The sequence below is a fragment of the Caulobacter sp. CCNWLW153 genome (genome assembly GCF_036889365.1).
GTDB lineage: Bacteria > Pseudomonadota > Alphaproteobacteria > Caulobacterales > Caulobacteraceae > Caulobacter > Caulobacter radicis.
The window spans coordinates 263,535-288,995 of record NZ_JBAKFV010000001.1; the positions used below are offsets into that span (position 1 = coordinate 263,535).

Sequence of the window (25,461 nt, forward strand, 5' to 3'; positions counted from 1 at the left end):
TGGCGGCCGGCGATTATCAAGCCTCGATCGGCTGGAAGCTGCCCGGGTCCAGGCCCTCGGGGACGCCGCGGATATAGAGGCCTTCGGCGTGATGGCGCTCGAAGTCCTCGACCTCGTAGACCTGGCCGCTGAAGACGCCCAGATGCGGCAGGTTGACGCCGGTGCGCAGCACCTGCTCGCCCGGCTGGAATGTCCGCTCGATCATCTTGGCTTTCCCGTCCTGGTGCGACGCCCATCCTGTCGTTCCAGCGGGCCGGCCTCAAAACACGTGTGCGTCAGTAGCTGGGCCTTGGCGCGCGCACGGTCCGGAAGGTCACCGAATAGCGCAGCGCCGCGACCGGCGGAATGCTGTGCTGCCAGTCGCTGCGGGCCGGCCCGCTCATCAGATAGGCCGAGCGGGGCTGGGCCTCGATCGTGGCCCGGTCCCAGGTGTCTCCGGCCTTGCGCCGGAGGCGAAAGCTGCAGGGCGAGACCAGCGACACCCCGGCGATGGCCACGGCGGGCGGGCGGTCGCGATGCCAGCCGATGCCGGCCCCCGGCGCATATTCGGTGACCAGGGCGTGGCGGAAGCTTTCGCAGGGCAAACCCGTGAAGGCGGCGACCTTGTCGAGCAAGGGGCGCAGGAAGTCGGGGATCGGCTCGTCGGTCGCCGCCATCCGGCCGTTGTCGTCCCGCCGCCAGCCGAAGCTGGCGACCCGGCGGTTGCCCAGATAGCCCAGGTGCTCGTAGGGCTTGAAGTCCAGGCCTTTGAGCCGAGCCACCAGGTCGCGCTCCTCGGCCGGGCCGATCAGGTCCGGCTGGTAGGCGAAGCCCTACGGCATGGGCCGGCGCGGCGCGGGCGGCAGGTCAAAGAGGCTCGGCTGGACGCTCATCGGGCCTCATTGGCCTGTCTGGCGGTGGCGGGCGGGTCGACCTGGCGCACGGCGCGCCACCAGGACCAGGGGACGCCCGCCACCAGTTCCATCTCGAACCAGGCCTCGTCGCCGTCGAACTCGGGCACATGCTCGGGCGAGACGAAGGTCACGCGGCTGCGCGAGGCGCGGCGGCCGCCGGGAAAGGTGAAGCAGAGCGTGCGGCTGGTCCGATCGCCGGCGTGCTCGCGCTGGCGGGTCAGTTTCTCGATGCTCTTGCGCCAGACACCGGGCGCCTGGCCGGCGGTCGCGGCGAGGCGCCCGCGACGCGGGGGAGGGGGCATGGCGGATGTCCAGAACGTTCCGCAATTGTTCTCATTGGGCGGCGGGAGTCAATCGCCCGGAACGCGAAACGGGGATCGGTTCTGGCAAGGCCCCGACTGGCCTAGGAATCGGCTCTGGTGCTATGCGGGCGATATGGAGGATCAGGCCCTGGATCTGGAAGCGATGGCCGCAGCGCTGCGCGCGAGCGGCGAGTATCGCGTGCTGCGCCGGCTGAAGCCCCGGCCGCCGGTGGCGATCCCGGACGGCGCCATCGTCCGCACGGGCCTGTTCGTCGACGTCGAGACCACGGGCCTGGACTGGCGGCACGACGAGATCATCGAGCTGGCCATGGTCCCGTTCCGCTATGGGGCGGACGGGCGGATCTACGAGGTCGGCGAGGCCTTCCACGGCTTTCGCGAGCCGGCGCGGCCAATCCCGCCCGAAATCACCGCCCTGACCGGCATCGACGACGCCATGGTCGCCGGCAAGACCCTCGACCTGGACGCCGTGACGGCCGCGGCGGCCCCCGCCGCCCTGGTCATCGCCCACAACGCCGCCTTCGACCGGCGCTTCCTCGAGCGGTTCAGCGAGGTCTTCCGCACTAAGCCCTGGGCCTGCTCGATGAGCCGGGTCGACTGGGCCGCCGAGGGGCACGAGGGCGTCAAGCTGGCCTGGCTCGCGGCCGGGGCGGGGTTCTTCTACGACCGTCACCGGGCGGTCAATGATTGCGCCGCGGCCATCGAACTGCTGGCGTGCGACCTGCCCAGGAGCGGCGTTCCGGCCTTGGCCGCCCTGCTGGAGCGGGCGCGTGCCCCGACCTGGCGGATCTGGGCCGAAAACTCGCCGTTCGCCATGAAGGACAAGCTGAAGGCTCGCGGCTATCGCTGGAACGGCGATGACGCCGTGCCGTCGCGCTGCTGGTATGTCGACGTCGCCGAGGCCGACAAGGACGCCGAACTCTTGTTCCTGCGCCAGGAGATCTATGGCGGCGAGATCGATCTGCTGGCCCGGCGCATCGACGCCTATGACCGGTTCTCCGAGCGTGCCTAGGAGCATGTCATGAGGGTTTCCAGGCGCTCGACCCTGGCCACGGGCCTGGCGCTGGCGGCGGTCGGCGGAACAGCCCTAGCCGCGGCGCCCTCGCGCCGCCTGAGCAATCCTCGCGCCTCGGTCGAGGCCCGCGCCCTCTACGGCTTCCTCTGGAGCCTCTACGGGCGCAAGACCCTGACCGGCCAGCAGGAGCTGGGCGTGGCCCGCGCCGGTCCTCGCGTCGAGTTGGACTACATCGCGCGGGCGACCGGCCGTCAGCCCGCGATCCTTGGCCTCGACTACATGGACCCGCGCGACAACGCCGCGGTCAACGAGCGGGCGAGCGCTTGGCATCGCTCGGGCGGGATCGTCACCCTGTGCTGGCACTGGGGCGCGCCGGATGTCGGGACGGGGTACGAGAACTCGAAGAAAGACTTCGACCTGGTCGCGGCCCTGAAGCCGGGCACGCCCCAGAACCTGGCTTTGCATCGCGACCTGGACGCGATCGCCGACCTGCTGGCCGTGCTGCGCGATCGGCGCGTGCCGGTGCTCTGGCGACCGCTGCACGAGTTCAGCGGCGACTGGTTCTGGTGGGGCCAGCATGGGCCTGAGGCCTTCAAGGCGCTGTGGGCGCTGATGCATGACGAGTTCACGCGCCGCCGGGGTCTCGACAACCTGATCTGGGTGTTGGGCTGGGCCGGCCAGAACGTCGATCCGGCCTGGTATCCGGGCCGTGACCTGGTCGATGTCGCCGGCGCTGACATCTATGTTGAGGACCATGGCGCCCTGGCCCCGATGTTCGGGGCGGTCAAGGCGATCGTCGGCGACAGCGTGCCGATCTGCCTGCACGAGAACGGGCCAATCCCCGATCCGGCCTTGCTCGGCCCCCAGGCCGACTGGTTGTGGTTCATGACCTGGCACACGCGCTGGCTAATGGATCCTGGCCAGAACGATCCGGGGCTCTTGAAGGCCTACTATGCCGCCGAGCGGTATGTGACGAAGGACGAACTTGCCGCCAGCGGGCTGCCCACGGCGTTCTGAGACGCGCTCGGTCCCTCCAAGGTGAGGGGAGGGGCTGCGAGCCTGCGCCCGCCGACCCGGCTTGTTTTCAGGACAGGGCGAGGGACGGCCCGATCGGCGGCGACCGCGATCACGGCTGCAGGCCGTGCTTCTTCAAGAGGTTCAAGGTGGCGGCGCGGTACGTCTGATTTCCAATGCTGCCGGGCACAAGCTCGAAACCATGACCGGCGCGCGGGATGGTGATCAGGTCGACCGGCCGTCCGTCGGCCTGCGCGGTCTTCACAAAGGCCAGGGTGTCGCTCACCGGCACGGTGCTGTCGTCCAGGCCCGTTATGATCAGGGCGGGCGGGTTCGACGGCGCGGTCGAGTTGACTGGCGACACCGCGGCGTATCGCGCCGGATATTGTTCGGGCGAACCGCCGATATAGGCCAGCGCCGCCCAGGTCGCGGCGGGGTGACGATAGATCGCCCTCACATCCACGGGCGGATAGATCGCCGCCACCGCCTTGACGGTTGGAACCTGGCCGCCGCATCGGCTGGCGAGCTTGCCGGCGTTGATAAGGTTGCCGACGTTGAGCACCAGATTGCCGCCCGCCGACTCGCCGAACAGCGCCAAGCGGTCCGCGTCGCCCCCGAACCGGGCTGCATTCTTCCCGATCCAGGCCAGCGAGCAGGCGATCTGCGGTTGGGTGACGTCCCACAGGTGGCGGTGGTCCGACGACAGGGTGTAATCGACGGCGATGGCAAGATAGCCCTGCTCGGCGAACCAACGCATGTCGCGGTCGCGGCCCACGGAGTCACCAAGCTTCCAGCCGCCGCCATGCACGTAGACGAGAACCGGCGCCCCGCCTGGGCGCGCCCCAGACGGCGGATAGACGTGGAGCTTGGCCTCCTCGCCGTCATAGCGGTCGAAGACGAAAGTATGAGGCGGGGGGCCCTTGTGGAACCACTGCGGCGCGACCGCGTGCACGAGGTTGATGGAGATGCCGTGCGCCCTGGCCGCGGCGACATAGCCGCCCAGCGTGTAGCCGCTGGCGACAACCGCCGAGCCGACGAGCACGACCGGGATCAGGAAGCCCCGCCGACGGGTCTTGAGCCACCGCCGAAGCGTCAGGGCCAGGCCGATCAGCAGGATCACGAGGAGCGGCGGTCCCAGCCATTCCAGGACAAGCTGGGCGACATATTGCGGCATGACGCCGGTGCGCAGCAGGCCCAACCAAGAAATCAGCACCAGCGGCGCCAGCAAGAGATAGCCCAGCGCCCTGAAGGCGATTCCCACCTTACGCACCTGATCGTTTCCCCGGTCGATTGGTTTTGAGGGCGCACAGGGCCGTGACATCGCGCTCCTGTCAATAGAAACAGGATGTATTGTTTCTATGATTCTCGCGTTCAGCGGCGCCGCGGCCGGACGCTCCCCTTGGCCTCCGCAAGCGCGGTCGGTCAGCCAGCGCGGGTCCACCATGAGCGAACCAAACGCCGGCGTCTTCATCGGCTCCGAGCACCAGCTTCCGATCCGCGTCTACTACGAGGACACGGACTTCTCAGGGATCGTGTATCACGCCAATTACCTGCGGTTTTTCGAGCGCGGGCGCAGCGACAGCTTCCGGATCATCGGCGTTTCCCACACCGAGCTGGCGGCCAGCGACACCGCCTTCGCCATCACGCGCATGGAGATCGACTTCAAGCGCGCGGCCCGTATCGACGACGCCCTGGTGGTCCACACCGCTTGGACGCAGATCAAGGGCGTCAGGCTTCTGGCGCGCCAGGCGATTCAATGCGGCGAGGCGGTCCTCTGCCAGGCGCGGGTCGAGGCCGTCTGCATCACCTTGGACGGCCGGCCGCGCAGGCCGGCCGCCGATCTGGTGGCCAGGCTCACGCCCTGGCTCGCCGCCGAACAAGCGTGAAGCGCCGTCAGAGCGACGGCGCGAAGAGGGAGCGGCGTCTGCTCTTTCCCCGGCTCTGGCTAGGCGTCTAGTCGGGCGACCTCGCCGGTGATGCTGTGGGATCCGGCCGCCAGCTCGAAGACGGCGGTCTTGCTTCCATCCCCGTCCTGGGCGGAGGTCGCCGGGATCAGCGGCTCGCCGGCGGCCCTGTAGACACCGGCGGGCAGGACCAGTTGGGCGGACGCGTTGGCGGGGACCTGCAGCGACAAGGCCAGGCTCCCCTGCGGCGAGACATGCCAGTCGCTCTGGATCATGCCCATCGGCGACAGGTGCTTGCCCGCCGCCTGCCGTGAGCTTGCCGTGATCAGGGGACGCGCCAGGATGCGGCGGAACCCCGGTTCCAGGGCGTCGATGCCGACGAGCCGGCGCATGATAAAGCCGCTCACCGCGCCCAAGGCGTAGTGGTTGAAGGAGTTCATGGCCACGTCGCCGGTGTCGGCGTTCCAGCGTTCCCACATCGACGTCGCCCCCTTGCTCAGCATGTAGCCCCAGGACGGATAGTCCTGGCGCCGCAGAAGCGTCATCGCCGTCTGAGCCTGGCCGCTATCGGCCAGGGCGTCGAGGATGTAGGGCGTCCCGAGAAAACCCGTCGTCAGGGATCCGCGCTCACGGATCGAGGCGGCAAGACGCTGCCCCGCCGTCTGATGCTGAGCAGGCGTGAGCAGGTTGAAGCGCAGCGGCAGGATGTAGCTGGTCTGGCTGCCGTTGCCGATCTGCCCGTCCTTGGCCACGAAGGCGTCGCGGAAGGCGCCCCTGACCCGCTCGTGCTCGGCCTGGAAGTGGGTCGCCTCGTCCTTGCGACCGGTCGCGGCGGCCATGTCGGCCATCAAGCCCGTGTCGTAAGCCCAGTAGGCCGTGGCGATCAGGTCCCTGGGCGTGGTTTCGTCCCAGGCGGTTTTAGCGTCGATCGAAAGCCAATCGCCAAAGTCGATCCCGCGCTTGTTGCGCCACACGCCATCGGGGTTGGTCTTGGCGATCGCCGCCAGATAACGGCTCACGGCGCTCCAGTTCTCTTCGATCACCGCCGTGGACCCCGAACGCCGCCAGGCGGTCCAAGGCAGGATCACGCCGGCGTCCGCCCAGCCCGGCGTTGGACCAATCGAGGCGGGCGGACGGCTTGCCGCCGGCGCGAAGACCGGGAACCCGCCCTGGCTGTCCTGGGCGATGCGCAGCTCTTCCATGAACCGGCGCGTGAAGAGCTCCACGTCCATGTTGAACGCCGCCGCGTCCCAGAACACCTGAGCATCGCCCGTCCAACCCAGACGCTCGTCCCGCTGCGGGCAATCGGTGGGCACGCCGATGAAGTTGGAGCGCTGGCTCCAATGGGCGTTGCGCCAAATGCCGGCGATCGTCGGGTCCTCGATGGCGATGCTGGCGGTCATGGGCAGGTCGTTGTGGATGACCCCCGCCTTCAGGTCGAACCGGCGCAAGGCGGCAAGACCGGAAACCTCGACGTAGCGAAAGCCGTGGAAGGTGAACGCAGGCTGGTAGGCCTCGCCACGAGCCGCGCCGCGACAGGTATAGTGATCGGTGGCGCGAGCCGCGCGCAGGTTGGACTGGTCTGCGCGGCCATCCTTGGTCAACACCTCGGCGAACTTCAGCGTCACGGTCGAGCCGGCCGGGCCTTGCAGCGTGATCTGCGGGACGCCCGCGAGGTTTTGGCCAAAGTCAAAGACGGCGACGTTGGAGGACAGGGCCGTACGCTTTACCGGGGCAAGGACCTGGGTGACGCGGACCGGCGGGACAATGTCGGCGCTCGGCGGCGCCTGGGGTGCAGGCGCCAACGCGGCCTTCTCCCAGCCGGCCTCGGCCACACCGGCCTGGTCCCATCCATCGACTTCCAGACGCGCGTCATAGGTCTCGCCATTGTAGATCTCGGCGGAGACAACGGCGCTCTGGCGCACGCTCCAGCTGGGATCGGTCGCCACGACCACGCGCCGGCCGTCGGCATAGGTGATCTCCAATTGGGCGAGCAGACGCCGGGGCGCGGGCCCGAAGCTGAATCGCGAGGCCGGCGCCACCACGCTGGCGAACCAGCCGTCCGCCACCCAAAATCCCAACGCGTTCCGACCAGGCTTGATCAGTTCGGTCACGTCGTAGGCGCGGTAGGGGGTTCTGGCCCTGTAGTCCGTGTATCCGGGGGCCAGCAGTCCGTCGTCGACGGCCTGGCCGTTCAGCCGCGCCTGGAAGCCGCCCAAGGCCGCCGCGTAGAGTCTCGCCGAAACGACGGCCCCTGACGTTTCGAAGCCTTTGCGCATCAGGACGGCGGGGCGCGCCGGCCACGGGGTGTTGGGCTGCGGCGTCGCCAAGGTCGCGGGGGCCCAGGCCCCGTCGTCGAAGTCGGGCGCGAACCAATCGGCGGCGTCATCGAGGGAAGTCTTGCACCGATCCTTGGGGGACGCCCAAAGGCGCTGGCCGTCGGGGAGCACGAGGCGGACCAGCGCCCCGAAGGCGCCGGTCGGGGAGGGCAGGACGCCCTTGTCCACCTTGACCTGCCCGGCGACGACGTGGCGGCCCCGAGCCAAATTTACAGGGAGTTCCGTCAACGGCGGCTTGGCGAAATCGATCGACGCGGCCTGCAGCGCTTGCAGGGGCTGGCCATCGAGCCACAAGCCCTCCAGCCGATCCACGCCACCGGCCAGGAGCACGCCCTGCGCGGCCTGGGGCAGATCAAAGCTGAAGCGAAATTTTCGGGGCTTTCCGGGATGCGCGTCTCCCGCCCACATCCAATGGAAGCCCGCCAGACGGTCCAGCCGGTCACGCTCGGCCTCCGCCGCGATCCACTGGGCGGTCCAGTCCGCCGGCTCCAGAAGGCCCATCTCCCACGCCGAGCGGGCGCTTTGGCGCCCCTCGCGCTCATCCCAGACCTCGACCTGCCAATGGACCTTCTGCCTGGAGTTCAGAGGGCGCCCGCCATAGGGATGGCCCAGGCTGTCGCTGGAGGCGACGCGGCCCGTGTCCCAAAGGTCGTACTGGCCCGCGGCGAGTTTGTCGGCTGAGGAGGCGACGGCGATGCGGTAGGCGCTCTGGGCCGCATCGCGACGCGCGCTGTTCAGGCGCCAGCTCAAATAGGGGCGAGGACTGTCCAGCCCCAGAGGTTCAACAAGCGATTCGACTTTCAGATCGACGATCTTGAGCGCGGCCGGCGACGCCGCGCGGCTCTCTGCGCCGACGCTGGCCATCGACACGGCCCCGGAGGCCGCAAGCAAGGTGCGACGGCTCATCATCTCATAACTCCCAGCCGCAGCGCGGCGCTTGTCTTTGGGCGGGCTTGCGAGCCGCGGCGCCGCATGTCGGTCCTGCTTGATGGGAGGCGGCCCTTTGCGCGCCCGAACCAGGCCTTCCGCCGCCAAGGCTTTGAGCGCGCTGCTTGACCTCGCTCAACCTTGGCCTCGCCGCGCGGGGCGCGTTCGCCCAGCGCGCCGCGCCGAGAGCCGAAAGATGGTGTCTGGTGTTTCAAGGACGAGCGCCTTCCTGGCTGGTTTCGCCGAACATCGGTCTCTAGTTTCAAGTAACAAACAGACTGTACCGATTGCAAATTGGTGGGTAAAGCATCTCGCGAACGACCCTGAGCGGTCGATTGGGAGGACCGTTATGGGTCGCAGCTTGAAGTCATCGCGTGTTTTGTTCTTGGCCTCTTGCGGGATCGCGGCCCTCACGGTCCCCATGGCCGCCTTCGCCCAGGCCCAAACCCCGGCGCCCGTGAGTGACGACGCCACCGTCACAGAGATCGTCGTCACCGCCCAGAAGCGTGAGGAACGCCTGCAGGACGTGCCCGTCTCGGTCAGCGTGGTCGGCGCGGCCCAACTGGATCGCCAGAACGTCGGTCAGATCGGCGACCTCACCCGGTCGGTGCCGTCCCTATCGTCGAGCGGCGTCACCGGCGCGACGCCCGCGATCCGCGGCGTCAGCACCAACGGCTTCACCCGCTCGTCGGAATCGGCCGTGTCGGTGGTTCTGGACGGCGTCGTCATGGGCCGCACCCAGATCAGCGAACTGTCCGACGTCGAGCGCGTCGAGGTGCTGGCCGGTCCGCAAGGCATGCTGTTTGGCAAGAACGCCTCCGCGGGCGTCATCAACATCGTCACCAAGGCGCCCAATCCCAGCCGGTTCGAAGTCATCGCCCACGCCGACATCGGCAATTATGACTACCAACGCCAGCGCCTGACGGTGAACCTGCCCATCAGCGAGACTGCGGCGCTGCGTTTCAATCTCAACAACCGCGACCAGGACGGCGTCGTCCGCAACGTCCTGACCGGCAAGTCCAAGAAGAACAGCAGCTATGGCGGTCGTGGTCGCCTGCTGTGGGAACCCACCAGCAATCTGGCGATCAATGTGATCGGCGACTGGCAGAAGACCGGAACCAACGGTCTGCAGCCCTATGTCTACGCCATCGTTCAAACCCCGGCGCTGGCCTCGCGCCTGGCGGCGTGCGGCGTCATCGCCAGCCTCCACAACGAAGAAAATTGCTCGGAAGGCGATAACAAGCCGACCAGCCGGGACGTCAGCTACGGGCTGTCAGCCCAGATCGACTACACCCTGCCGGGCGACTACGTGCTGACCTCGATCACCGCCAACCGTTGGCGCGAGGGCGGCAAGTTCGGCTATTTTGGCCTGGGCGGCGACACCGATCTGCTCAACACCAATATTCTCAGCACCAACCTGGCCCCGTCCAAGATCGAAACCTTCAGCCAGGAACTGCGCCTGACCTCGCCCAAGGGCGAGAAGGTCGAGTTCGTGGCGGGGCTGTTCTTCTCCGACACCGCCTCGCACGACCTGACCTTCCAGGGCGGCGGCCTTGGACTGCTGCCGGCGCCGCTGAAGGCGGGCCGGGGCGGCGTCACCGACGTCTATCAACGCAGCTACGCCGCCTTTGGCCAGGCCACCCTGCACGCCACTGAAAAGCTCTCCTTCATCGTCGGAGGGCGCTACACCGACGAGTTCCTCAAGGACGACGCCGTCGCCTTCACGCCGGCGCAGATCGCGGCCCTGGGCTACATCGCCACCCCCGCCTTCTCCTCGAGCTCGGTAAGCGGACGGGTCAAGACCGACAACTTCTCCTGGAAGCTGGGCGCCCAGTACGCCTTCTCGCCGTCCGCGATGGCCTATCTGACCGCGTCCCGCGGCTACAAGGGGCCAGCGGTGAACGATCAGGCCGGGCCAGGCGTGGACCCGATCATCGAGCCTGAAAAACCGATGTACTACGAGCTGGGCTACAAGGGCGCGCTGTTCGACGGCCGCGTTCTGGCCACCGCCTCGCTCTTTCACAACAAGGTCGACAACTTCCAGACCGCCGTGTTCGTGCCCTCGACCCCGGCCAATCCCGTCCCGGGGTTTGCTCAGGGCAACTCGCCCTACATGACGTCCAAGGGCTTTGAGCTGAATCTGTTTGGCAAGCCCATGCGCAGTCTCTCCCTCAATGCAGGGGTGATCTACAACGACGCTGAATACGCTCCGACCTTCCTGGTGGCGTGCAACAGCGAGCAGGCGAAGGGCGTGGGGACCTGTTCGGCGGCCGGCACGACGCGCCCGGTCTCCCAGGTGGCCAATGTGCCCAAATGGCGCTTGCTGGTGAACGGGGAATACACCCGCCCGATGGGCGCGCTGGAAGGTTTTGTCCAGTCGGACCTGACCTACCAGTCGTCGACCGACTTCAATCCTTCGCCCAATCCGGTGACCACCAGCCGCGCCCAGTGGCTGCTGGGCGGCCGGGTCGGCGTGCGCAGCTTCGACGGTCGTTGGGGGATCAGCGTCTTTGGCCGCAACCTCCTGGACAACGCCTATCCCTACATCGTCGCCGATCCGCTCGGGGCCTTCAACGGCGGCGCGGGCCGATCCTACTGGACCACCCCCTCGATGGACTGGCGCCGCAGCTTCGGCGTGACCTTGGACGCACGCTTCTAGCATCGCGCCGACCAGGGAGGCCTGGCCTCCCTGGTCGGCCTGCGCCTGCCGGCGAACGCCCGATCCGCCGTGACACCGGTGGCTCGACCCGATCAGCGCTTTGACACGTTAGGATTTCCCTTGAACGCCGTTGTCGCCCCCACGCTTTCAAGTCGCGCCTGGATGGACGTCTCGCTCTCGCCTGACGAACGGGCGCGTCTGCTGGCCGAGGCGATGACCGACGACGAGCGGATCGGCCTGCTCCACAGCTTGATGGCCGTGCCTCTGGCCAAGGGTTACGCGATCCCCGAGGGCGCCGTGCCCGGTTCCGGCTATGTCCCGCCGATCCCGCGCCTGGGCTTTCCCGGACTGTTCGAAACCGACGCCAGCCTGGGCGTGGCCAACATGGCCGACGCGCGACCCGGCGATGTCGCCACGGCCGCGCCGTCCGGTCTGTGCATGGCCTCGACCTGGGACCCCGTGCTGGCGAGGGCCGCCGGGGCGATGATCGCAGACGAGGCGGCGAGGAAAGGCTTCAATGTCCTTCTCGGCCCCGGCGCCAACCTGACGCGCGATCCCCGGTGCGGCCGCAACTTCGAATATCTCGGCGAAGATCCCCTGCTGGCGGGCGTCCTGGCCGGCGCGGCCATCCGCGGTGTCCAGCAGGAAGGGGTTGTTGCCTGCCTCAAGCACTTCATCCTCAACGACCAGGAGACCGGCCGCCATGTCGTGAACGCCGTCATCGAGGACGGCGCGCTGCGCGAGAGCGACCTTCTGGCCTTCCAGATCGCGATCGAACGGGGCGCGCCCGGCTCGGTGATGAGCGGCTACAACCGGATCAACGGCCACTACGCCTGCGCCCATGAGCCTCTGCTCAATGGCGTGCTCAAAGGCGATTGGGCGTTTCCCGGCTGGGTGATGTCCGACTGGGGCGCGCTCAGCGGCGTGGAGGCGGCCAACGCCGGCTGCGACCAGCAATCGGGCGCCCAGCTCGATCACGCCGTCTGGTTCGCCGAGCCGCTGAAGGCGGCCATGAAGGCGGGCGCGGTCTCGGCGAGCCGCGTACAGGACATGTGCGAGCGTATCCTTCGCTCGCTGTTCGCCGTCGGGGTCTTTGACCGCCCAAGCCGGGCCGGAGAGCCCATCGACTTTGACGCCCACGAAAAGCTGGCCCAAACGGTCGCCGAGGACGGCGCGGTGCTGCTGCGCAACCAGGGCGGGCTGCTGCCGCTCGCGGAAACGGTCGGCACGATCCTGGTCGTCGGCGGCTTGGCCGATCTTGGCGTCATCTCAGGAGCGGGATCCTCGCAGGTCACGCCCAGAGGCGGTTTCGCGGCGGTTCAGAGCCTGGGCGGCGAGGGCGATTTGTCGGTGTGGATGAGCGAACACTATCATCCCGCCTCGCCCTTGAAGGCCATCCGCAAGCGCGCGCCCAACGCCCGCGTCCGCTTCTCCAACGGCCGCTATCCCTCGGAAGCTGTCGCCATGGCGGCCAAGGCCGACGTCGCCATCGTGTTCGCCACCCAGTGGATGGGCGAGGGGTTCGACGCCCCGGACCTGACCTTGCCCAACGGACAGGACGCCTTGATCGCGGCGGTCGCCGCCGTCAATCCCAGGACCATCGTGATCCTGGAGACCGGTGGGCCGGTGCTGATGCCTTGGCTGCAGGACGTGGCGGCGGTGCTGGAGGCCTGGTACCCGGGCTCGGCCGGCGGCGAGGCGATCGCGGCCCTGCTGTTTGGAGATGTCAGCCCCAGCGGCCGTCTGCCCATGACCTTCCCGGCCACCGAGACGCAGCTTCCTCGCGCCTCGATCGCGGGGACCGGCCAGCGCTGGGCCGTGCCGCGCGGGCCTGCGGTCGATGTCGCCCGGCAACCCAGTTTCGACGCCCCCCACGACGAAGGCGCCGACGTCGGCTATCGCTGGCATGCGCGCAACGGCGCCACGCCGCTCTTCCCGTTCGGCTTTGGCCTGTCCTATACCGATTTTCGATACGGGAACCTGGAGGTCACGGGCGGGGCGACCCTGACGGTGAGCTTCGACGTGACCAATGTCGGAGATCGCCTGGGCGCAGACACCCCGCAGGTTTATCTGGTCGACCGGGCCGGCCAAGCGCTCGTGCGCCTGATCGGCTGGCAAAAGGTGGTTCTCGCGCCCTCGCAAACCGTTCGTGTAAGCGTGAGCGCCGATCGACGCCTGCTGGCCGATTTCGACAGCAGGGCGCGCGGCTGGAGCGTTCCGGCAGGGCGCTACGGGGTCGCCGTCGGCGCCTGCGCCACCGACCTGGCGCTCACCGGCGGCGCGGACATCGAGGCGGCGCTCCTGGCCCCCTGATCGCGCTTGGGCGAGGCGTCTTGGGCGGCGGATTTTCCGCGTCGTTCTTTTCCTTTCCCAGGGTTGGCGCGCTCGATTTGACTGTTGAGATCGGTGCGTCCGCGGTCTTCTTACTCGTCCCCGACAGCCACGGGGACCACGATGGACCAGCCCGAAACCACCGCCCTGTCCCGCACCGAACGCATGCTGCGCTCGGCCTTGGGACCGCTACTGCTCGCCAGGCTCGACGATCCCGGCGTCGCCGAGCTGATGGTCAATCCCGATGGCCGCGTCTGGCTCGATCGCTTCGACGCGGGGCTGGTGGACGCCGAATTGACGCTCAGCGCCGCCGACGCCGAGCGGATCATCCGGCTGGTCGCCCACCATGTCGACGCCGAGGCCCATGCCGGCCGGCCGCGGCTGTCGGCGGAGCTGCCCGGGACGGGCGAGCGGTTCGAGGGCCTGCTGCCGCCGCTGGTGGCCGCGCCGGCCTTCTCCGTGCGCAAGCCGGCGCGTCAGCTGTTCTGCCTGGACGACTATGTCCGATCCGGCGTCATGGACGCCGCCCAGGCCGCCATCCTGGCCGACGCCGTGCGCGAGCGCCGCAACATCCTCGTGGCCGGGCCGACCTCGAGCGGCAAGACCACCCTGGTCAATGCTCTGCTGGCCAAGGTCGCCGAGAGCGGCGATCGCGTCATCCTCTGCGAGGACCTTCGCGAACTGCAATGCGCCGCGCCGAACCTCGTGGCCATGCGCACCGTCGACGGCGTGGTGGGGCTCACCGAGCTGGTGCGCTCGACCCTGCGCCTGCGGCCTGACCGTATCATCATCGGCGAGGTGCGCGGCGGCGAGGCCCTGGACCTGATCAAGGCCTGGGGCACCGGCCACCCCGGTGGCGTCGCCACCTTGCACGCCGGCTCGTCAGTAGGCGCGTTGCTGCGCCTGGAGCAACTGATCCAGGAAGCCGTCGTCACGGCGCCTCGCGGCCTCATCGCCGAAACCATCGATGTGATCGCCGTCCTGTCCGGTCGCGGCCGACAGCGTCGCCTCGTCGACCTTGCCCGCCTGGAGGGCCTGGCGCCCGACGGCGCCTACCAGCTCAGCCCCGCCTGAGACCTAAGAGCCCCCAAACCCCCTGACCAACCAAAGGAGAATGGCCTCGTGTCCACGAGCCTTGCCCTGTCGCGCGCCTCCATGTCCGGCGCTCGCCCCGCGTCCCAGTCCCCGCCGCCGCGACTGCGGAACGGGATCCTCGCCAGCCTGACCTCGATGCTGAGCCTGCTGTCGGCCCAGGCCTACGCCGCCGGCTCCTCCATGCCCTGGGAAGAGCCGCTCCAGAAGATCCTGGAGTCGATCGAAGGTCCCGTGGCCAAGATCATCGCCGTCGTCATCATCATCATGACCGGCCTGGCCCTGGCGTTCGGCGACAGCACCGGCGGCACGCGGCGGCTGATCCAGATCGTGTTCGGCCTGTCGATCGCCTTCGCCGCCTCCAGCTTCTTCCTGTCGTTCTTCAGCTTTGGCGGCGGGGCGCTGATCTGATGGCCGGCGATCGCGCGAGGACCTTCGCCGCGCCCGTCCATCGGGCCCTGATCGACCCGGTCCTTCTGGCCGGCGCGCCTCGCGCGATCGCCCTGGTCAACGGCACCCTGGCCGCCGCCCTGGGGGTGGGCCTGAGACTGTGGCTGGTCGGCCTGGCCGTCTGGGTCGTGGGCCATGGTCTGGCGGTGTGGGCCGCGCGCCATGATCCGCTGATCTTCGAGGTCGGGCGCCGTCATGTGCGCCTCCCGGCGCGCCTGGAGGTCTAGCCATGCTCGACCTTCGCGAATATGCGCGCGCACGCTCGGTTCTGGCCGACTACCTGCCCTGGGCGGCGCTGGTCGCGCCCGGCGTGATCCTCAACAAGGACGGGGCCTTCCAGCGCACGGCCCGCTTTCGGGGACCCGACCTGGACTCGGCCTCGGACGAAGCCGTCGCCGTGATCGCCGCTCGGGTCAACAATGTCCTGCGCCGCCTGGGCTCGGGTTGGGCGCTTTTCGTCGAGGCGCGGCGCGACCCGGCCCTGGCCTACCCCCAGAGCATCTTTCCCGATCCCGTGTCCGGCCTGGTTGATGAAGAACGACGGGCCGCCTTCCTGGAGGCCGGCGCGCACTTCGAGAGCCGCTATTACCTGACGCTGCTCTATCTGCCGCCCCCGGACCAAACCGGTCGCCTGGCCGACCTCTTCCTGGAAGGGCGCGCGAGCGCCCAGGCCGACTGGCGCGGCGAGCTCGCCGGCTTCATCGACCGCTCCAATCGCGTGCTGGCCCTGATCGAGGCGATGGTGCCGCAGGCGGCCTGGTTGTCGGACGCCGAAACCCTCGGCTTCCTGCACGGGACCGTTTCGACCGCGCGCCAATCGGTGCGGGTTCCCGAAACCCCCGTTTTCCTCGACGCGGTGCTGGCCACCGAGCCCTTGCACGGCGGTCTGGAGCCGCGGCTAGGCCTGGCTCACCTGCGCGTGCTGACCCTGGTCGGCTTTCCGTCCCAAACCGTGGCGGGCGTCCTGGACGATCTCAATCGCCTGGCCTTCCCCTATCGCTGGACGACGCGAGCCATCTTCCTCGACAAGAACAGGCCCAGGGCCTGCTGGCCAAGATCCGCCGCCAATGGTTCGCCAAGCGCAAATCGATCGCGGCCCTGCTGCAGGAGGCCCTGACCCAGCAGCCGGCCGCCCTCGTCGACAACGACGCGGCCAACAAGGCCAGCGAGGCCGACCTTGCCCTGCAGGATCTTGGCGGCGACGCGGTGGCCTACGCCTATGTGACGGCCAACCTGGTGGTCTGGGATGACGATCCGGCGGCGGCCGACGCCAAGCTCGCCCTGGCCGAACGCGTCATCACCGGGCGAGACTTCACGATCATTCGCGAGCGCGTCGGCGCCGTCGAAGCCTGGCTCGGGTCCTTGCCCGGTCACGCCTACGCCAATGTCCGTCAACCGCCGCTCTCGACCCTGAACCTGGCCCACATCGCCCCCTTGTCGGCGGTGTGGGCCGGTCCGGAACGCAACGCCCATCTGGACGGGCCGCCCTTGCTGATGGCGCGCACCGAGGGCTCCACGCCTTTTCGTCTGTCCACCCATGTCGGCGAGGTGGGCCACACCCTGGTCGTGGGGCCCACCGGCGCGGGCAAGAGCGTGCTCCTGGCGGTGATGGCCCTGCAGTTTCGGCGCTACAGCGGGGCGCGGGTCTTCGCCTTCGACTTCGGCGCGTCGATCCGCGCGGCGGCGTTGGGGATGGGCGGGGCCTTCCACGACCTGGGGGGCGTGCTGCGCGAGACCGATCGTCCCGCGGTCGACCTCCAGCCCCTGGCCATGATCGACCAGGAGAGCGAGCGGATCTGGGCGGCCAACTGGCTGGCGGCGATCCTGGCCCAGCAAGGGGTCGTGGTGACGCCGGCTGTGCGCGATCATCTGTGGGCGGCCTTGTCGAGCCTGGCCTCGGCGCCGACGAACGAACGCACGCTGACGGGCTTTTGCGCCCTGTTGGCTAGCCAGGAGCTGAAGCTGGCCCTGGCGCCGTACTGCCTGGGCGGCGCGTGGGGCCGGCTGCTCGACGCTGATCGCGAAAGCCTGGGCGATCACGATGTCGAGGCCTTCGAGACCGAGGGCCTGCTGGGCACGGCCGCCGCCCCCGCCGTGCTGGCCTATCTCTTCCATCGCATCGAGCGGCGCCTGGACGGCGCGCCGACCCTGATCCTGATCGATGAAGGCTGGCTTGCGCTGGATGACCCCGCCTTTGGCGCTCAGCTGCAGGCGTGGCTGGGAACGGTGCGCAAGAAGAACGGCTCGGTCGTCCTGACCACCCTGTCGCTGACCCAGGTGTTGCGCAGTCCGATCGCCTACGCCCTGACCGAGCTGTGCTTGACGCGAATCTTTCTGCCCAACGCCTGGGCGCTGGATCCGGCCGGCTCGGCCGCCTACCACCAATTTGGTCTGGGCGAGCGCCAGATCGAACTGATCGCCAGAGCCACTCCCGCCCGCGACTATTACGTCCAATCACGGGACGGCGAGCGCCTGTTCGAGCTGGGGCTGGGGCCCGTCACCCTGGCCTTCGCCGCAGCCTCCTCCAAACCCCTTCAAGCCCAGATGAGCCAGGTCCGGGCCGAAAATCCGGGGCGCTCCTTCGCCCCGGCCTGGCTCCGCGCCCGGGGGCTGGGATGGGCCGCCGACCTCATCTCCCCAGCCCCTCAACCGGAGACCTGATCATGCTTGCGCGCCGTCGCGCCGTCCTGGCGCTCGCCCTGGTCCTGACCGCCGCGAGCGGCTCGGCCTTGGCTCAAATCGCCGTCTACGACCCCACCAACTACGCGCAGAACGTCCTGCAGGCCGCCCGCGCCCTCCAGCAGATCAACAACCAGATCGCCGGCCTGCAGAACCAGGCCCAGATGCTGATCGGCCAGGCCAAGAACCTGGCCAGCCTGCCTTATTCCTCCCTGGCCACGCTCCAGGCTCAGGTGGCGCGGACCCGCCAGCTTCTGGGCCAGGCTCAGCGTCTGGCCTATGACGTGGCCGCCATTCAGCAGGCCTTCACGCAGAGCTACGGCGCGGCCGCGTTGAGCGCGACCAACGCCGACCTCGTCGCCCGCGCCGATGCGCGGTGGGAGATTTCGGTCGCCGCCTTCCAGGACGCTCTGAAGGTGCAGGCCGGCGTCGTCGGCGCGCTGGGCGACAGCGACGGGCAAATGGCCGCCCTGGTCTCGGCCAGCCAGGGCGCCAGCGGCGCGCTGCAGGCCGCCCAGGCCGGCAACCAGCTCCTGGCCCTGCAGGCCCAGCAACTGACCCAGCTGACCGCCTTGATGGCCGCGCAGGGACGCGCCCAGGCGTTGGAGGCGGCCGATCGCGCCGCCGCCCGGGCCGACGCCAAGGCGCGGTTTGGCCGCTTCATGGGCCGTCAGCCGTGAGGGTCGCCCTGGTCTGGGGCCTGGCGGCCTTTACGGCGATCGCGGCCGCCGCCCTGGCGCTGCGCGCGCCGGCCCCGGCACACGAGCCTCCGATGACCCGGGCCCTCGCCGCGCGCGATGACCGTTTGGCCCGCTGTCGCCAACTGGGCGAGGCGGCCGGACACGACCCCGACTGCCAGGCCGCCTGGGACGCCTCGCGCGCGCGCTTCTTCGGAAGGACCCGCCCGTGAACGACATCGGCGTCATCGACACCTATTTCGCGACGTTCAACCGCTACATCGACAGCGGCTTTGGTCTCCTGGCCCCGCATGTCGGCGCCCTGGCCAATATCCTCGTGGCGATCGACGTCACCCTGGCGGCCCTGATGTGGAGCCTGGCGGCCGGCGAGGACATTCTGGCGCGCCTGATCCGCAAGGTCCTCTATGTCGGCTTCTTCGCCTTCCTGATCGGCAACTTCCAGTCCCTGTCGGCCCTGGTGCTGTCCAGCTTCACCCAGCTGGGGCTGACCGCGGGCGGGGCAGGGGTCTCGGCCGACGAGATGCTGCGCCCGGGCCGCTTGGCGGCGATCGGGGTGGCGTCGGCCAAACCCTTCCTCGAGGCCGCCGCCGACCTCTGCGGCTTTCCGGCCTTCTTCGAGAATATCGTCCAGGTGCTCGTGCTGCTGGTGGCGTTCCTGCTCGTGGTCGTGGCGTTCTTCATCATCGCCGTGCAGGTCTTTGTGGTGCTGATCGAGTTCAAGATCGCCACCTTGATCGGCTTCGCCCTCGTGCCGTTCGGCCTTTTCGGCCGCACCGCCTTCATGGCCGAGCGCGTCCTGGGCGCGGTCCTGGCCTCGGGCGTCAAGGTCATGGCTCTGGCCGTCATCGTCGGCATCGGTTCAACACTGTTCGACGCCTTTTCGGTGACCTGGACCGATGGCCAACCCACCCTGGAGCAGGCTCTGGCCCTGGTGTTGGCGAGTCTCGTGCTCCTTGGCCTGTCGATCTTCTGCCCTGGCATCGCCTCGGGCCTGATCTCCGGCGCGCCGCAACTGGGCCTGGGCGCGGCGGTCGGCACAGGCCTGACGGTCGGCGGCATGGCCGTGGCCGGCGTCGCGGCCGCCCAAATGGCGGCGGGCGCGGCGACCGGGGCGGCCGCGGGTCTGGCGTCGAAATCGGCCCTGGTGGATGGGGCGACGGGCGGGCCGCGCCCCTTCCCGCCGACAGGCGCCTCGCCGTCCTCGCCCGGTCCCAACACGCCCCCGCCGCCGGGACCCGGCATGGATCCAGGATCCGGCTCGGGTTCAGGCTCAGGCTCGGGCGCGGCTTGGGCCGGGGGCGCTGCGACCGGCCCCGGTTCCTCGGCAGCCGATCCTTCCCCATCCCCGGCCGTGGCGGGCGATCCGCCGCCGTGGGCTCGCGATCTCAAACAGCGCCAGGACCTGGCCCATGGCGCCGGCCTGGCCGCCCACGGCTTGGCCAGCGGCGACGATCACAGCGCCGGCGCTTCACCTTCACTCTCGGAGTCCTGAACGATGAACCCCTTCAAAGGCGGGCCAAGGTTTGGCCTCACGCCGGCGCCAGAAACCCCTTATCAGCGGGCCGGTCAGGTCTGGGACCGGCGTATCGGCTCGGCCCGGGTCCAGGCCGCCAACTGGCGGATCATGGCGCTGGGGCTGCTGGGCCTTTCCGGCGCCCTTGGCGGGGCGCTGGCCTGGCTGAGCGCCCAGGGCGCGATCACGCCCTGGGTTGTCGAGGTCGATCGGCTGGGCGAGATTCGCACGGTCGGTCCGGCGACCAAGAACTACAAGCCCACCGACGAGGGGGTGCGCACGACGCTTCGCCATTTCGTGGAGAACGTCCGCTCGATCTCCAGCGATGGCGTCGCCGTCAGCCGCGCCTGGGACGACGCCTACGCTGTCGTGCAGGGCGATGCGGCGCGCTTCGTCACTGACTACGCCAACGCCATCGACCTGGAAAAGCAGATCGGGCGCACGCAGGTCAGTGTCGAGGTCACCAGCGTATTGCGGGCTTCACCCAAGAGCTTCCGCGCGGCCTGGATCGAGCGGCGCTACGTCCAGGGCCAACTGCAGTCAACCGAGCGCTGGTCGGCGATCCTGACCGTCGAGTTGAGTAAGCCGAGAACCGATCAGGAAGTTCTGAGAAACGGGCTTGGCGTGCGGGTCACCGCGATCAATTGGTCGCGGGAGGGCGGGGCATGAACATCCTCATCCTGACGACGGCCTTGACCGCGGCCGCCACCGGCGCCCTTGCAGCGCCGACCGCGCGCGCGCCCGCGCCCGCCGCCGCCGCGCCGATCGAGTTCCTGTTCGATCCGCGTGGGAGCTACCCGCTGCTGACCGCACCGGGCCGTGTGTCCGACATCGCCCTGGAACCTGGAGAAAGCCTGGTCGCGACCAACGCCATCGCCGCTGGCGACACCGCCCGCTGGGTGATCGGCGACAGTTCGAGCGGGGAAGGAGAGAGCCGGCGCGTGCACGTCCTGGTCAAGCCGACCGACGCGACCTTGTCGACCAATCTGGTGATCAACACCAATCGGCGGACCTATTTCCTGGATCTTCGCGCCTCGGCGCGGGCCTTCGTCACGCAGGTCAGCTGGCGCTATCCCAGGCCCCCGTCGATCCCCATCGTGGCTGCGGCGCCCGCCTTGGCCGCGCCCCTCGCGCCGGCCCGCGCCCCGGCCGTCAACTTCGACTATCGGATCGAAGGGCGCGGACGCCTGCGCCCGCAGACGGTCTGGGACGACGGCGAGCGAACCTATTTCGCGTTCGAGAGCACGGCGCGCCTACGAACCTTGCCGCCGCTGTTCCGCGTTGGCCACGACTCCAAGCTATCGGAGCTCATCAACTACCGGGTGGAGGGTTGGACCCTGGTGGTCGACGGCCTGGTGGATCGGGTCGAGTTCCGGCTGGGCCGTGGGCGGGACGCGCGCCGGGTGCGGATCATCCGCGGCGCCCCGCTTGGCGGAGGCCGGCCATGAGCACGCCCAGCAATCGCGTCGATCAACAACAAGCGCAGATCGCCAAGGCGTTACGTCTGCGCGGTCCCAACGCCCCAGTGGCCCGCGTGTCGCGCAAGACCCTGATGGTCGTTGGCGCGGCCCTGTCCCTGGCCCTGGCGGCCGCGGTGGGATGGTCCCTGACCGAGCGAGCGCCCAAGCCCGCGCCCGAGCCGCCCAGCAGCCCGCCGCCGCCGCCGCCCGAGCGTATCTCATCGCTGCCCAAGGACTATCTTACCCGCGGCGATCCGCCCAAGCTTGGCCCGCCTTTGCCGGGCGACCTGGGCCGGCCAATCCTCAGCGCTCAGGGCGCTCAGGGCGCTGGCGGGGCGGGCTTCACGCCAGACCAAGCAACCCACACCGCCGGTCGCGACCTGGGATTGGATCCGGCCTTGGCGGCGCGGCAAGCCGAGCGTCAGGCCGCGCGGGCGAGCGCGATCTTCCTGCAGGTTCGCGCTGAGCCAGCCTCTTCAAGCGCGCCCGCGCTGGAGGTCAAATCCATGTCGACGCCCGGCGCGGACGACCGCGCCGTCAGTCCCGAGCGCCTTCAGGCGCCGGGCTCGCCCTACATCCTTCAGGCCGGCTCGATCATTCCCGCGGCCCTGATCACCGGTCTGCGCTCCGACGTTGCAGGTCTGGCGATCGCCCAGGTCACTGACGATGTGCACGACAGCCTGGGCGGCGGCTACCTTCTGATCCCCGCCGGCTCAAAGCTGATCGGAACCTATGCGACGACGACCTCGTCCGGGCAAAGCCGCCTGGGCGTGGCCTGGACAAGGCTCATCCTGCCATCGGGACGTTCGATCTTGCTGGACAAGCTTCCGGCGTCGGACGCCCAGGGAATGGCGGGCCTGGAAGATGGGGTGGATCGCCATTGGCGTGCGGTGTGGAGCGCCGCAGGGCTCAGCACCGTCTTGTCGATTGGAGCCGAGGCCGGCGCCTCCGACGAGGACGATCTGTCGCGCGCCGTTCGCCGTGGTGTCAGTGGCGCGGTCAGCGATGTCGGTCAACAAGCGGTCGGGCGCAGTCTGGCCCTCACACCAACCCTGACGGTCCGTCCAGGAACGCCGCTGCGTATCCTGCTCTCGCGCGATCTTGTCCTCGAACCCTACGCCGGAGACGCCCGATGAGCGCCTTGAAAATCTCGGTCCTGGAAGACGATACGCCCGTGAAGGTGACGCTCGACCTCCCGGCCGGCGTTCACCGGGACCTGGTGGACTACGGCAAGGCGATCTCCGCCGCCAATAGCGGCAAGGCGGTCGAGCCTGGCAAGCTCATCCCAGAAATGCTCCGCCGGTTCATGGCGTCCGACCGCGGATTCGTGCGCGGCCGTAAAAGGGGCGGGCCAGCCTAGTTAGGGCAGGGGGTCGCGCAGAGCGCACGGCGAGGCGGCGATCGAGGCCTCAAGTCTGGCGCGTTGATCGGGGAGCATCTTGCTCACCAGCGAGGCTTCGCCGCTCAGCACCCTTTCGACCGTGTCCAGAAGCGTGCGCTTGGACAGCAGCGCGTCCATCAGGGCGGTCCGCGCAACCGCCCGCCGGGCGGTGGCGTCACGACCCGCCGCCAACGCCGCGCGAATGGTGGCCGTGGGCACGCCGACGGCCCGAAGCGCGATGATCAACGTCAGTCGGTCGACGTTCTGATCATCATAGCCAAGGGCCTTTGTCGAAATCCTCTCGGCGCGAACCAGCCCCAGCTCTTCGTAGTATCTCAGGTTTCTGGAGGTGACGCCCAGGCGGGCGGCCAGGACGCTGACCGGCGTCAGGCCGGACGAGGGCTTGATCATCTGAAGTTCCGGCTCGGCGAGGGCCATGCACATTCCCAGAACCATCGCAAATATACAAGCAAGATAGATTGCTTGTATAAGCTCCGAGCTTTGGTATCGTCCCGGCAAGTGAGCATCGCCGATGGCCACGGCGACCACGATCCGGATCGCCGGCCGCCTTGAACCGCCTGACGCACGAGTTCGGGCCCACAGCATGGGTTGGTGATCACTTGGCGGGCGGCGCTTCCTGCACGCCGCCCGCCTTTTTCAATGGGCCTTGCGCCCCATGATCCGCCGACCTCGGACGCCAGAATTCCGAGGCTGATGGCGGGGGAGAGACAGATGAGCGCGTTGAAGACGGCTTTGCGAACTGTCGTGGGGGCGCTAGTCGCCGCGAGCACCACCGTGAGCGCCTTCGCCGCCGATCCGCCTGCGTTTATACCGATCGACCGCGTCTATCTGCCGCTCCCTTCTGGGGTGTACCCGGCGCTGCCCACCTTCACGGCGGATGGCGCCGACATCGTCTTTCAGAACTTCGCCGACGGCGCGGTGTGGATTGTCGGGCGAGACGGCGCTGATCCCCATTGCATCACCTGCGGGTTTCCCGACACACCCAGGATACCCGGCGGTTTCGTCTACGCCTTTCCGGACGGCAAACGGCTCCTGTTGACCAAGGGCCTGGGCCAGACCGGCGGGGGCGACAAGGGCGCCAAGGCCGACGCCTGGGTGGTGGAATGCGCGGTCAGCCTGCGCGATTGCGCTTCGCACAAGATCCTGCCGGTGGACTTCTCGGCCGATCGTGGGAGCGCTCGCATCATCCACCGCCGCACTTGGCACCTGGCCCCGGACGGCGTGCACCTGGGCTGGATGAACGTGCGAAGCGACGGCACGGTCATGATCGTCGCGCGCCTGGAGCGACAGGCCGACCAGTACGCCGCCGTCGACCCGCGCGCGGTCAATCCCGTGGGGCCTGTCTCAAGCGCCGATCCCGACCCCGAGCGGTGGGAGAATTTATCCCAACTTTACGAGCTCAAGAGCTTCACACCCGACGGTCTGGGCATCCTCGCGGTCGGCATGCCCAATAACAATGTCGATGTCCTGAGGATCGGCCTGGCCGACGGCCGGGTCGAGCGGTTGACCGCCAATCCAGATTGGGATGAGGACACCTCCCTGTCTCCCGACCAGCGCCTCATGGTTGTCAACTCCTGGCGGCCCCGCCAGCGACTGGACGCCTTGGCCTGGCTGCCGCAGGTGCGCGGGTTCACCGGACTGATGTTCGGCGCGGCGATCGCGCCGCTCTATGTTTCGACCTGGACTGGGTTCCAGTGCGATCTGTCTCCCTGGCTCCTGTCAGCGCAGGGCGACGATGGCGGCCGGCTGCTCGGCCAGCCGCTCGACACTTACAGCGACGATCTAACGGCCGGGAACAACGTGGCGGGACAACAAACCTGGAGTCCCGACAGCACGCTGGTGATCCTGCAGGAGCGCACGCGTCTGCCGCCGCCGGCCCCGCCGACGCCCAACCGCCTGGCCCTGGCGCGCCTGGGGCGGCCAGCCGCCGCGCCCGTGCCGATCAGGCCTTCCGTGGTCGGCCCTTGGGCCACGCCCGCAGCCGCCTATGCGGGGCCAAACGCCGTCGATCGGACCGTCACCGTCAAGGGGCGCGCGGGCGGGTCGGCTCGGATCTCCTATAGCGGCGCGCTGGATACGGGCGCTGCGACGTCGGTGACCTTCGATCGCTATTCAGACGACGGCGCGACGTTCGTGGACGGAGAAATGGCCGGCCGATCGACGAAGGGTGTCTGGAGGCTCACCGCCGATGTGCAGGTGAGCGGCGCGCACGTTGGGCGCACGACGATGGATCTGACGATCAACAACAGCGCCCGGCCATTGCCGACCAGGACGGGGACGATTTTCTCCGTCTACGACGGCAAGGTCGCCCCGCCGCTGCCAAAACTGGGCGCCTGTTACGCGGATCTCCCCAAGCCCTCGCCGCTGTCGCTGCGTCTCGAGCGGCGAGGCCAGGCGCTCTGGGCGAGCGTCACGGCGAACGTCTATGGCGATGTGCGGCCCGTGATGAACGCAACGGTGCGCTGGGGTCGGCTTCAGGCGCGCACGGACGCCAAGGGCGTAGCGCGGCTCACGGGAGCTGGCGGTCGGGGGCCCGTGACGGCTAGCGCCGGCGACACGTTCCTGCCGATTTCTCGCAGAGCTCCACGCTGATATCACAGCAGGATCGGGGAGGGGGGAAGGCGCAGGCCAGGACAAGGCCTCAATCGTCCGCGTTCGAGTGCTTGTCGTCCGCGACGTGGGCGTTATCCTAACGGCCCGGGCGATCGCCCGGCCCGTCAGCCCTCGTGCGCGCCCAGGGCGTCTTGCGGCGTTGCGGCAGGCTC

At 68.9% G+C, this 25,461-nt stretch carries 22 protein-coding genes and 1 pseudogene; 17 read left to right on the plus strand and 6 right to left on the minus strand.

Translation table 11 applies throughout. From position 1 onward, the window contains the following. Positions 1–16: 16 nt before the first annotated feature. The 3 genes from V6S85_RS01100 to V6S85_RS01110 form a co-directional block, all read right to left on the minus strand. Complete coding sequence (locus V6S85_RS01100) at positions 17–205, minus strand: hypothetical protein (protein ID WP_334347715.1); 189 nt, start codon at positions 203–205, stop codon at positions 17–19. A 70-nt stretch (positions 206–275) separates the two neighbouring features. After that, complete coding sequence (locus tag V6S85_RS01105) at positions 276–761, minus strand: alpha-ketoglutarate-dependent dioxygenase AlkB (RefSeq protein ID WP_334347716.1); 486 nt, start codon at positions 759–761, stop codon at positions 276–278. A gap of 107 nt (positions 762–868) precedes the next feature. Beyond that, positions 869–1,195, minus strand: coding sequence for a hypothetical protein (locus V6S85_RS01110; protein WP_334347717.1), 327 nt, complete (start codon positions 1,193–1,195; stop codon positions 869–871). A gap of 133 nt (positions 1,196–1,328) precedes the next feature. On the opposite strand from V6S85_RS01110, the gene V6S85_RS01115 reads away from it, so the two are divergent. Next, the gene (locus V6S85_RS01115; protein ID WP_334347718.1) at positions 1,329–2,225 is read left to right on the plus strand and encodes a 3'-5' exonuclease; all 897 of its coding nucleotides are present in this window, start codon (positions 1,329–1,331) and stop codon (positions 2,223–2,225) included. A gap of 9 nt (positions 2,226–2,234) precedes the next feature. Then, on the plus strand, positions 2,235–3,245 hold the full coding sequence (locus V6S85_RS01120; RefSeq protein ID WP_334347719.1) for a glycosyl hydrolase: 1,011 nt from the start codon (positions 2,235–2,237) through the stop codon (positions 3,243–3,245). Between the two features lie 109 nt (positions 3,246–3,354). On the opposite strand, the gene V6S85_RS01125 is transcribed toward V6S85_RS01120, so the two are convergent. Further along, positions 3,355–4,512 carry an alpha/beta hydrolase gene (locus tag V6S85_RS01125; protein ID WP_334347720.1) on the minus strand — a complete coding sequence of 386 codons (1,158 nt, stop codon included), beginning with the start codon at positions 4,510–4,512 and terminating at the stop codon, positions 3,355–3,357. A gap of 172 nt (positions 4,513–4,684) precedes the next feature. On the opposite strand from V6S85_RS01125, the gene ybgC reads away from it, so the two are divergent. Next, the gene (ybgC, locus tag V6S85_RS01130) at positions 4,685–5,128 is read left to right on the plus strand and encodes a tol-pal system-associated acyl-CoA thioesterase (RefSeq protein ID WP_334348105.1); all 444 of its coding nucleotides are present in this window, start codon (positions 4,685–4,687) and stop codon (positions 5,126–5,128) included. Positions 5,129–5,187: 59 nt separating this feature from the next. On the opposite strand, the gene V6S85_RS01135 is transcribed toward ybgC, so the two are convergent. Continuing rightward, positions 5,188–8,391: a family 78 glycoside hydrolase catalytic domain gene (locus V6S85_RS01135; protein ID WP_334347721.1), complete on the minus strand. Its 3,204-nt coding sequence runs from the start codon at positions 8,389–8,391 to the stop codon at positions 5,188–5,190. A gap of 478 nt (positions 8,392–8,869) precedes the next feature. Between V6S85_RS01135 and V6S85_RS01140 the strand changes: the two genes are divergently transcribed. From V6S85_RS01140 to V6S85_RS01200, 13 genes and pseudogenes are all read left to right on the plus strand, one after another. Beyond that, on the plus strand, positions 8,870–11,071 hold the full coding sequence (locus V6S85_RS01140; RefSeq protein ID WP_334347722.1) for a TonB-dependent receptor: 2,202 nt from the start codon (positions 8,870–8,872) through the stop codon (positions 11,069–11,071). Between the two features lie 120 nt (positions 11,072–11,191). Next, a complete protein-coding gene (locus tag V6S85_RS01145) occupies positions 11,192–13,384 on the plus strand; it encodes a beta-glucosidase (protein ID WP_334347723.1) in 2,193 nt (730 codons plus the stop codon). Between the two features lie 141 nt (positions 13,385–13,525). After that, on the plus strand, positions 13,526–14,476 hold the full coding sequence (gene trbB, locus V6S85_RS01150) for a P-type conjugative transfer ATPase TrbB (RefSeq protein WP_334347724.1): 951 nt from the start codon (positions 13,526–13,528) through the stop codon (positions 14,474–14,476). A 156-nt stretch (positions 14,477–14,632) separates the two neighbouring features. Next, the gene (locus tag V6S85_RS01155; protein WP_442885636.1) at positions 14,633–14,905 is read left to right on the plus strand and encodes a TrbC/VirB2 family protein; all 273 of its coding nucleotides are present in this window, start codon (positions 14,633–14,635) and stop codon (positions 14,903–14,905) included. After that, on the plus strand, positions 14,905–15,171 hold the full coding sequence (locus V6S85_RS01160; protein ID WP_334347725.1) for a VirB3 family type IV secretion system protein: 267 nt from the start codon (positions 14,905–14,907) through the stop codon (positions 15,169–15,171). The genes V6S85_RS01155 and V6S85_RS01160 overlap by 1 nt, the downstream gene beginning before the upstream one ends. Positions 15,172–15,173: 2 nt before the next feature. Continuing rightward, positions 15,174–17,605 (plus strand): annotated as a pseudogene (gene trbE / locus V6S85_RS01165) (conjugal transfer protein TrbE). Continuing rightward, positions 17,605–18,303 (plus strand): P-type conjugative transfer protein TrbJ, encoded by a 699-nt coding sequence (gene trbJ, locus V6S85_RS01170; protein ID WP_243410612.1) that lies wholly within the window; start codon positions 17,605–17,607, stop codon positions 18,301–18,303. The pseudogene trbE and the gene trbJ overlap by 1 nt, the downstream one beginning before the upstream one ends. After that, a complete protein-coding gene (gene trbK-alt / locus V6S85_RS01175) occupies positions 18,300–18,533 on the plus strand; it encodes a putative entry exclusion protein TrbK-alt (protein WP_116568692.1) in 234 nt (77 codons plus the stop codon). The genes trbJ and trbK-alt overlap by 4 nt, the downstream gene beginning before the upstream one ends. Then, on the plus strand, positions 18,530–19,813 hold the full coding sequence (gene trbL / locus V6S85_RS01180; protein WP_116568691.1) for a P-type conjugative transfer protein TrbL: 1,284 nt from the start codon (positions 18,530–18,532) through the stop codon (positions 19,811–19,813). The genes trbK-alt and trbL overlap by 4 nt, the downstream gene beginning before the upstream one ends. A 3-nt stretch (positions 19,814–19,816) precedes the next feature. Next, complete coding sequence (gene trbF / locus V6S85_RS01185) at positions 19,817–20,503, plus strand: conjugal transfer protein TrbF (RefSeq protein WP_334347726.1); 687 nt, start codon at positions 19,817–19,819, stop codon at positions 20,501–20,503. After that, entirely contained in the window at positions 20,500–21,282 is a 783-nt protein-coding gene (locus V6S85_RS01190; RefSeq protein WP_334347727.1) for a TrbG/VirB9 family P-type conjugative transfer protein, read from the plus strand. The genes trbF and V6S85_RS01190 overlap by 4 nt, the downstream gene beginning before the upstream one ends. Then, the gene (locus V6S85_RS01195) at positions 21,279–22,430 is read left to right on the plus strand and encodes a TrbI/VirB10 family protein (RefSeq protein WP_334347728.1); all 1,152 of its coding nucleotides are present in this window, start codon (positions 21,279–21,281) and stop codon (positions 22,428–22,430) included. Before V6S85_RS01190 ends, V6S85_RS01195 begins: the two co-directional genes overlap by 4 nt. Beyond that, positions 22,427–22,654, plus strand: a complete 228-nt coding sequence (locus V6S85_RS01200) for a DUF2274 domain-containing protein (protein ID WP_334347729.1) — start codon at positions 22,427–22,429, stop codon at positions 22,652–22,654. The genes V6S85_RS01195 and V6S85_RS01200 overlap by 4 nt, the downstream gene beginning before the upstream one ends. Here the strand turns inward: V6S85_RS01200 and V6S85_RS01205 are convergent, their stop codons facing one another. Then, entirely contained in the window at positions 22,655–23,224 is a 570-nt protein-coding gene (locus V6S85_RS01205; protein ID WP_334347730.1) for a MerR family transcriptional regulator, read from the minus strand. A gap of 183 nt (positions 23,225–23,407) precedes the next feature. Here V6S85_RS01205 and V6S85_RS01210 point away from each other — a divergent pair, with 183 nt between their 5' ends. After that, positions 23,408–25,288: a hypothetical protein gene (locus V6S85_RS01210; protein ID WP_334347731.1), complete on the plus strand. Its 1,881-nt coding sequence runs from the start codon at positions 23,408–23,410 to the stop codon at positions 25,286–25,288. The last annotated feature ends 173 nt before the right edge of the window (positions 25,289–25,461 follow it).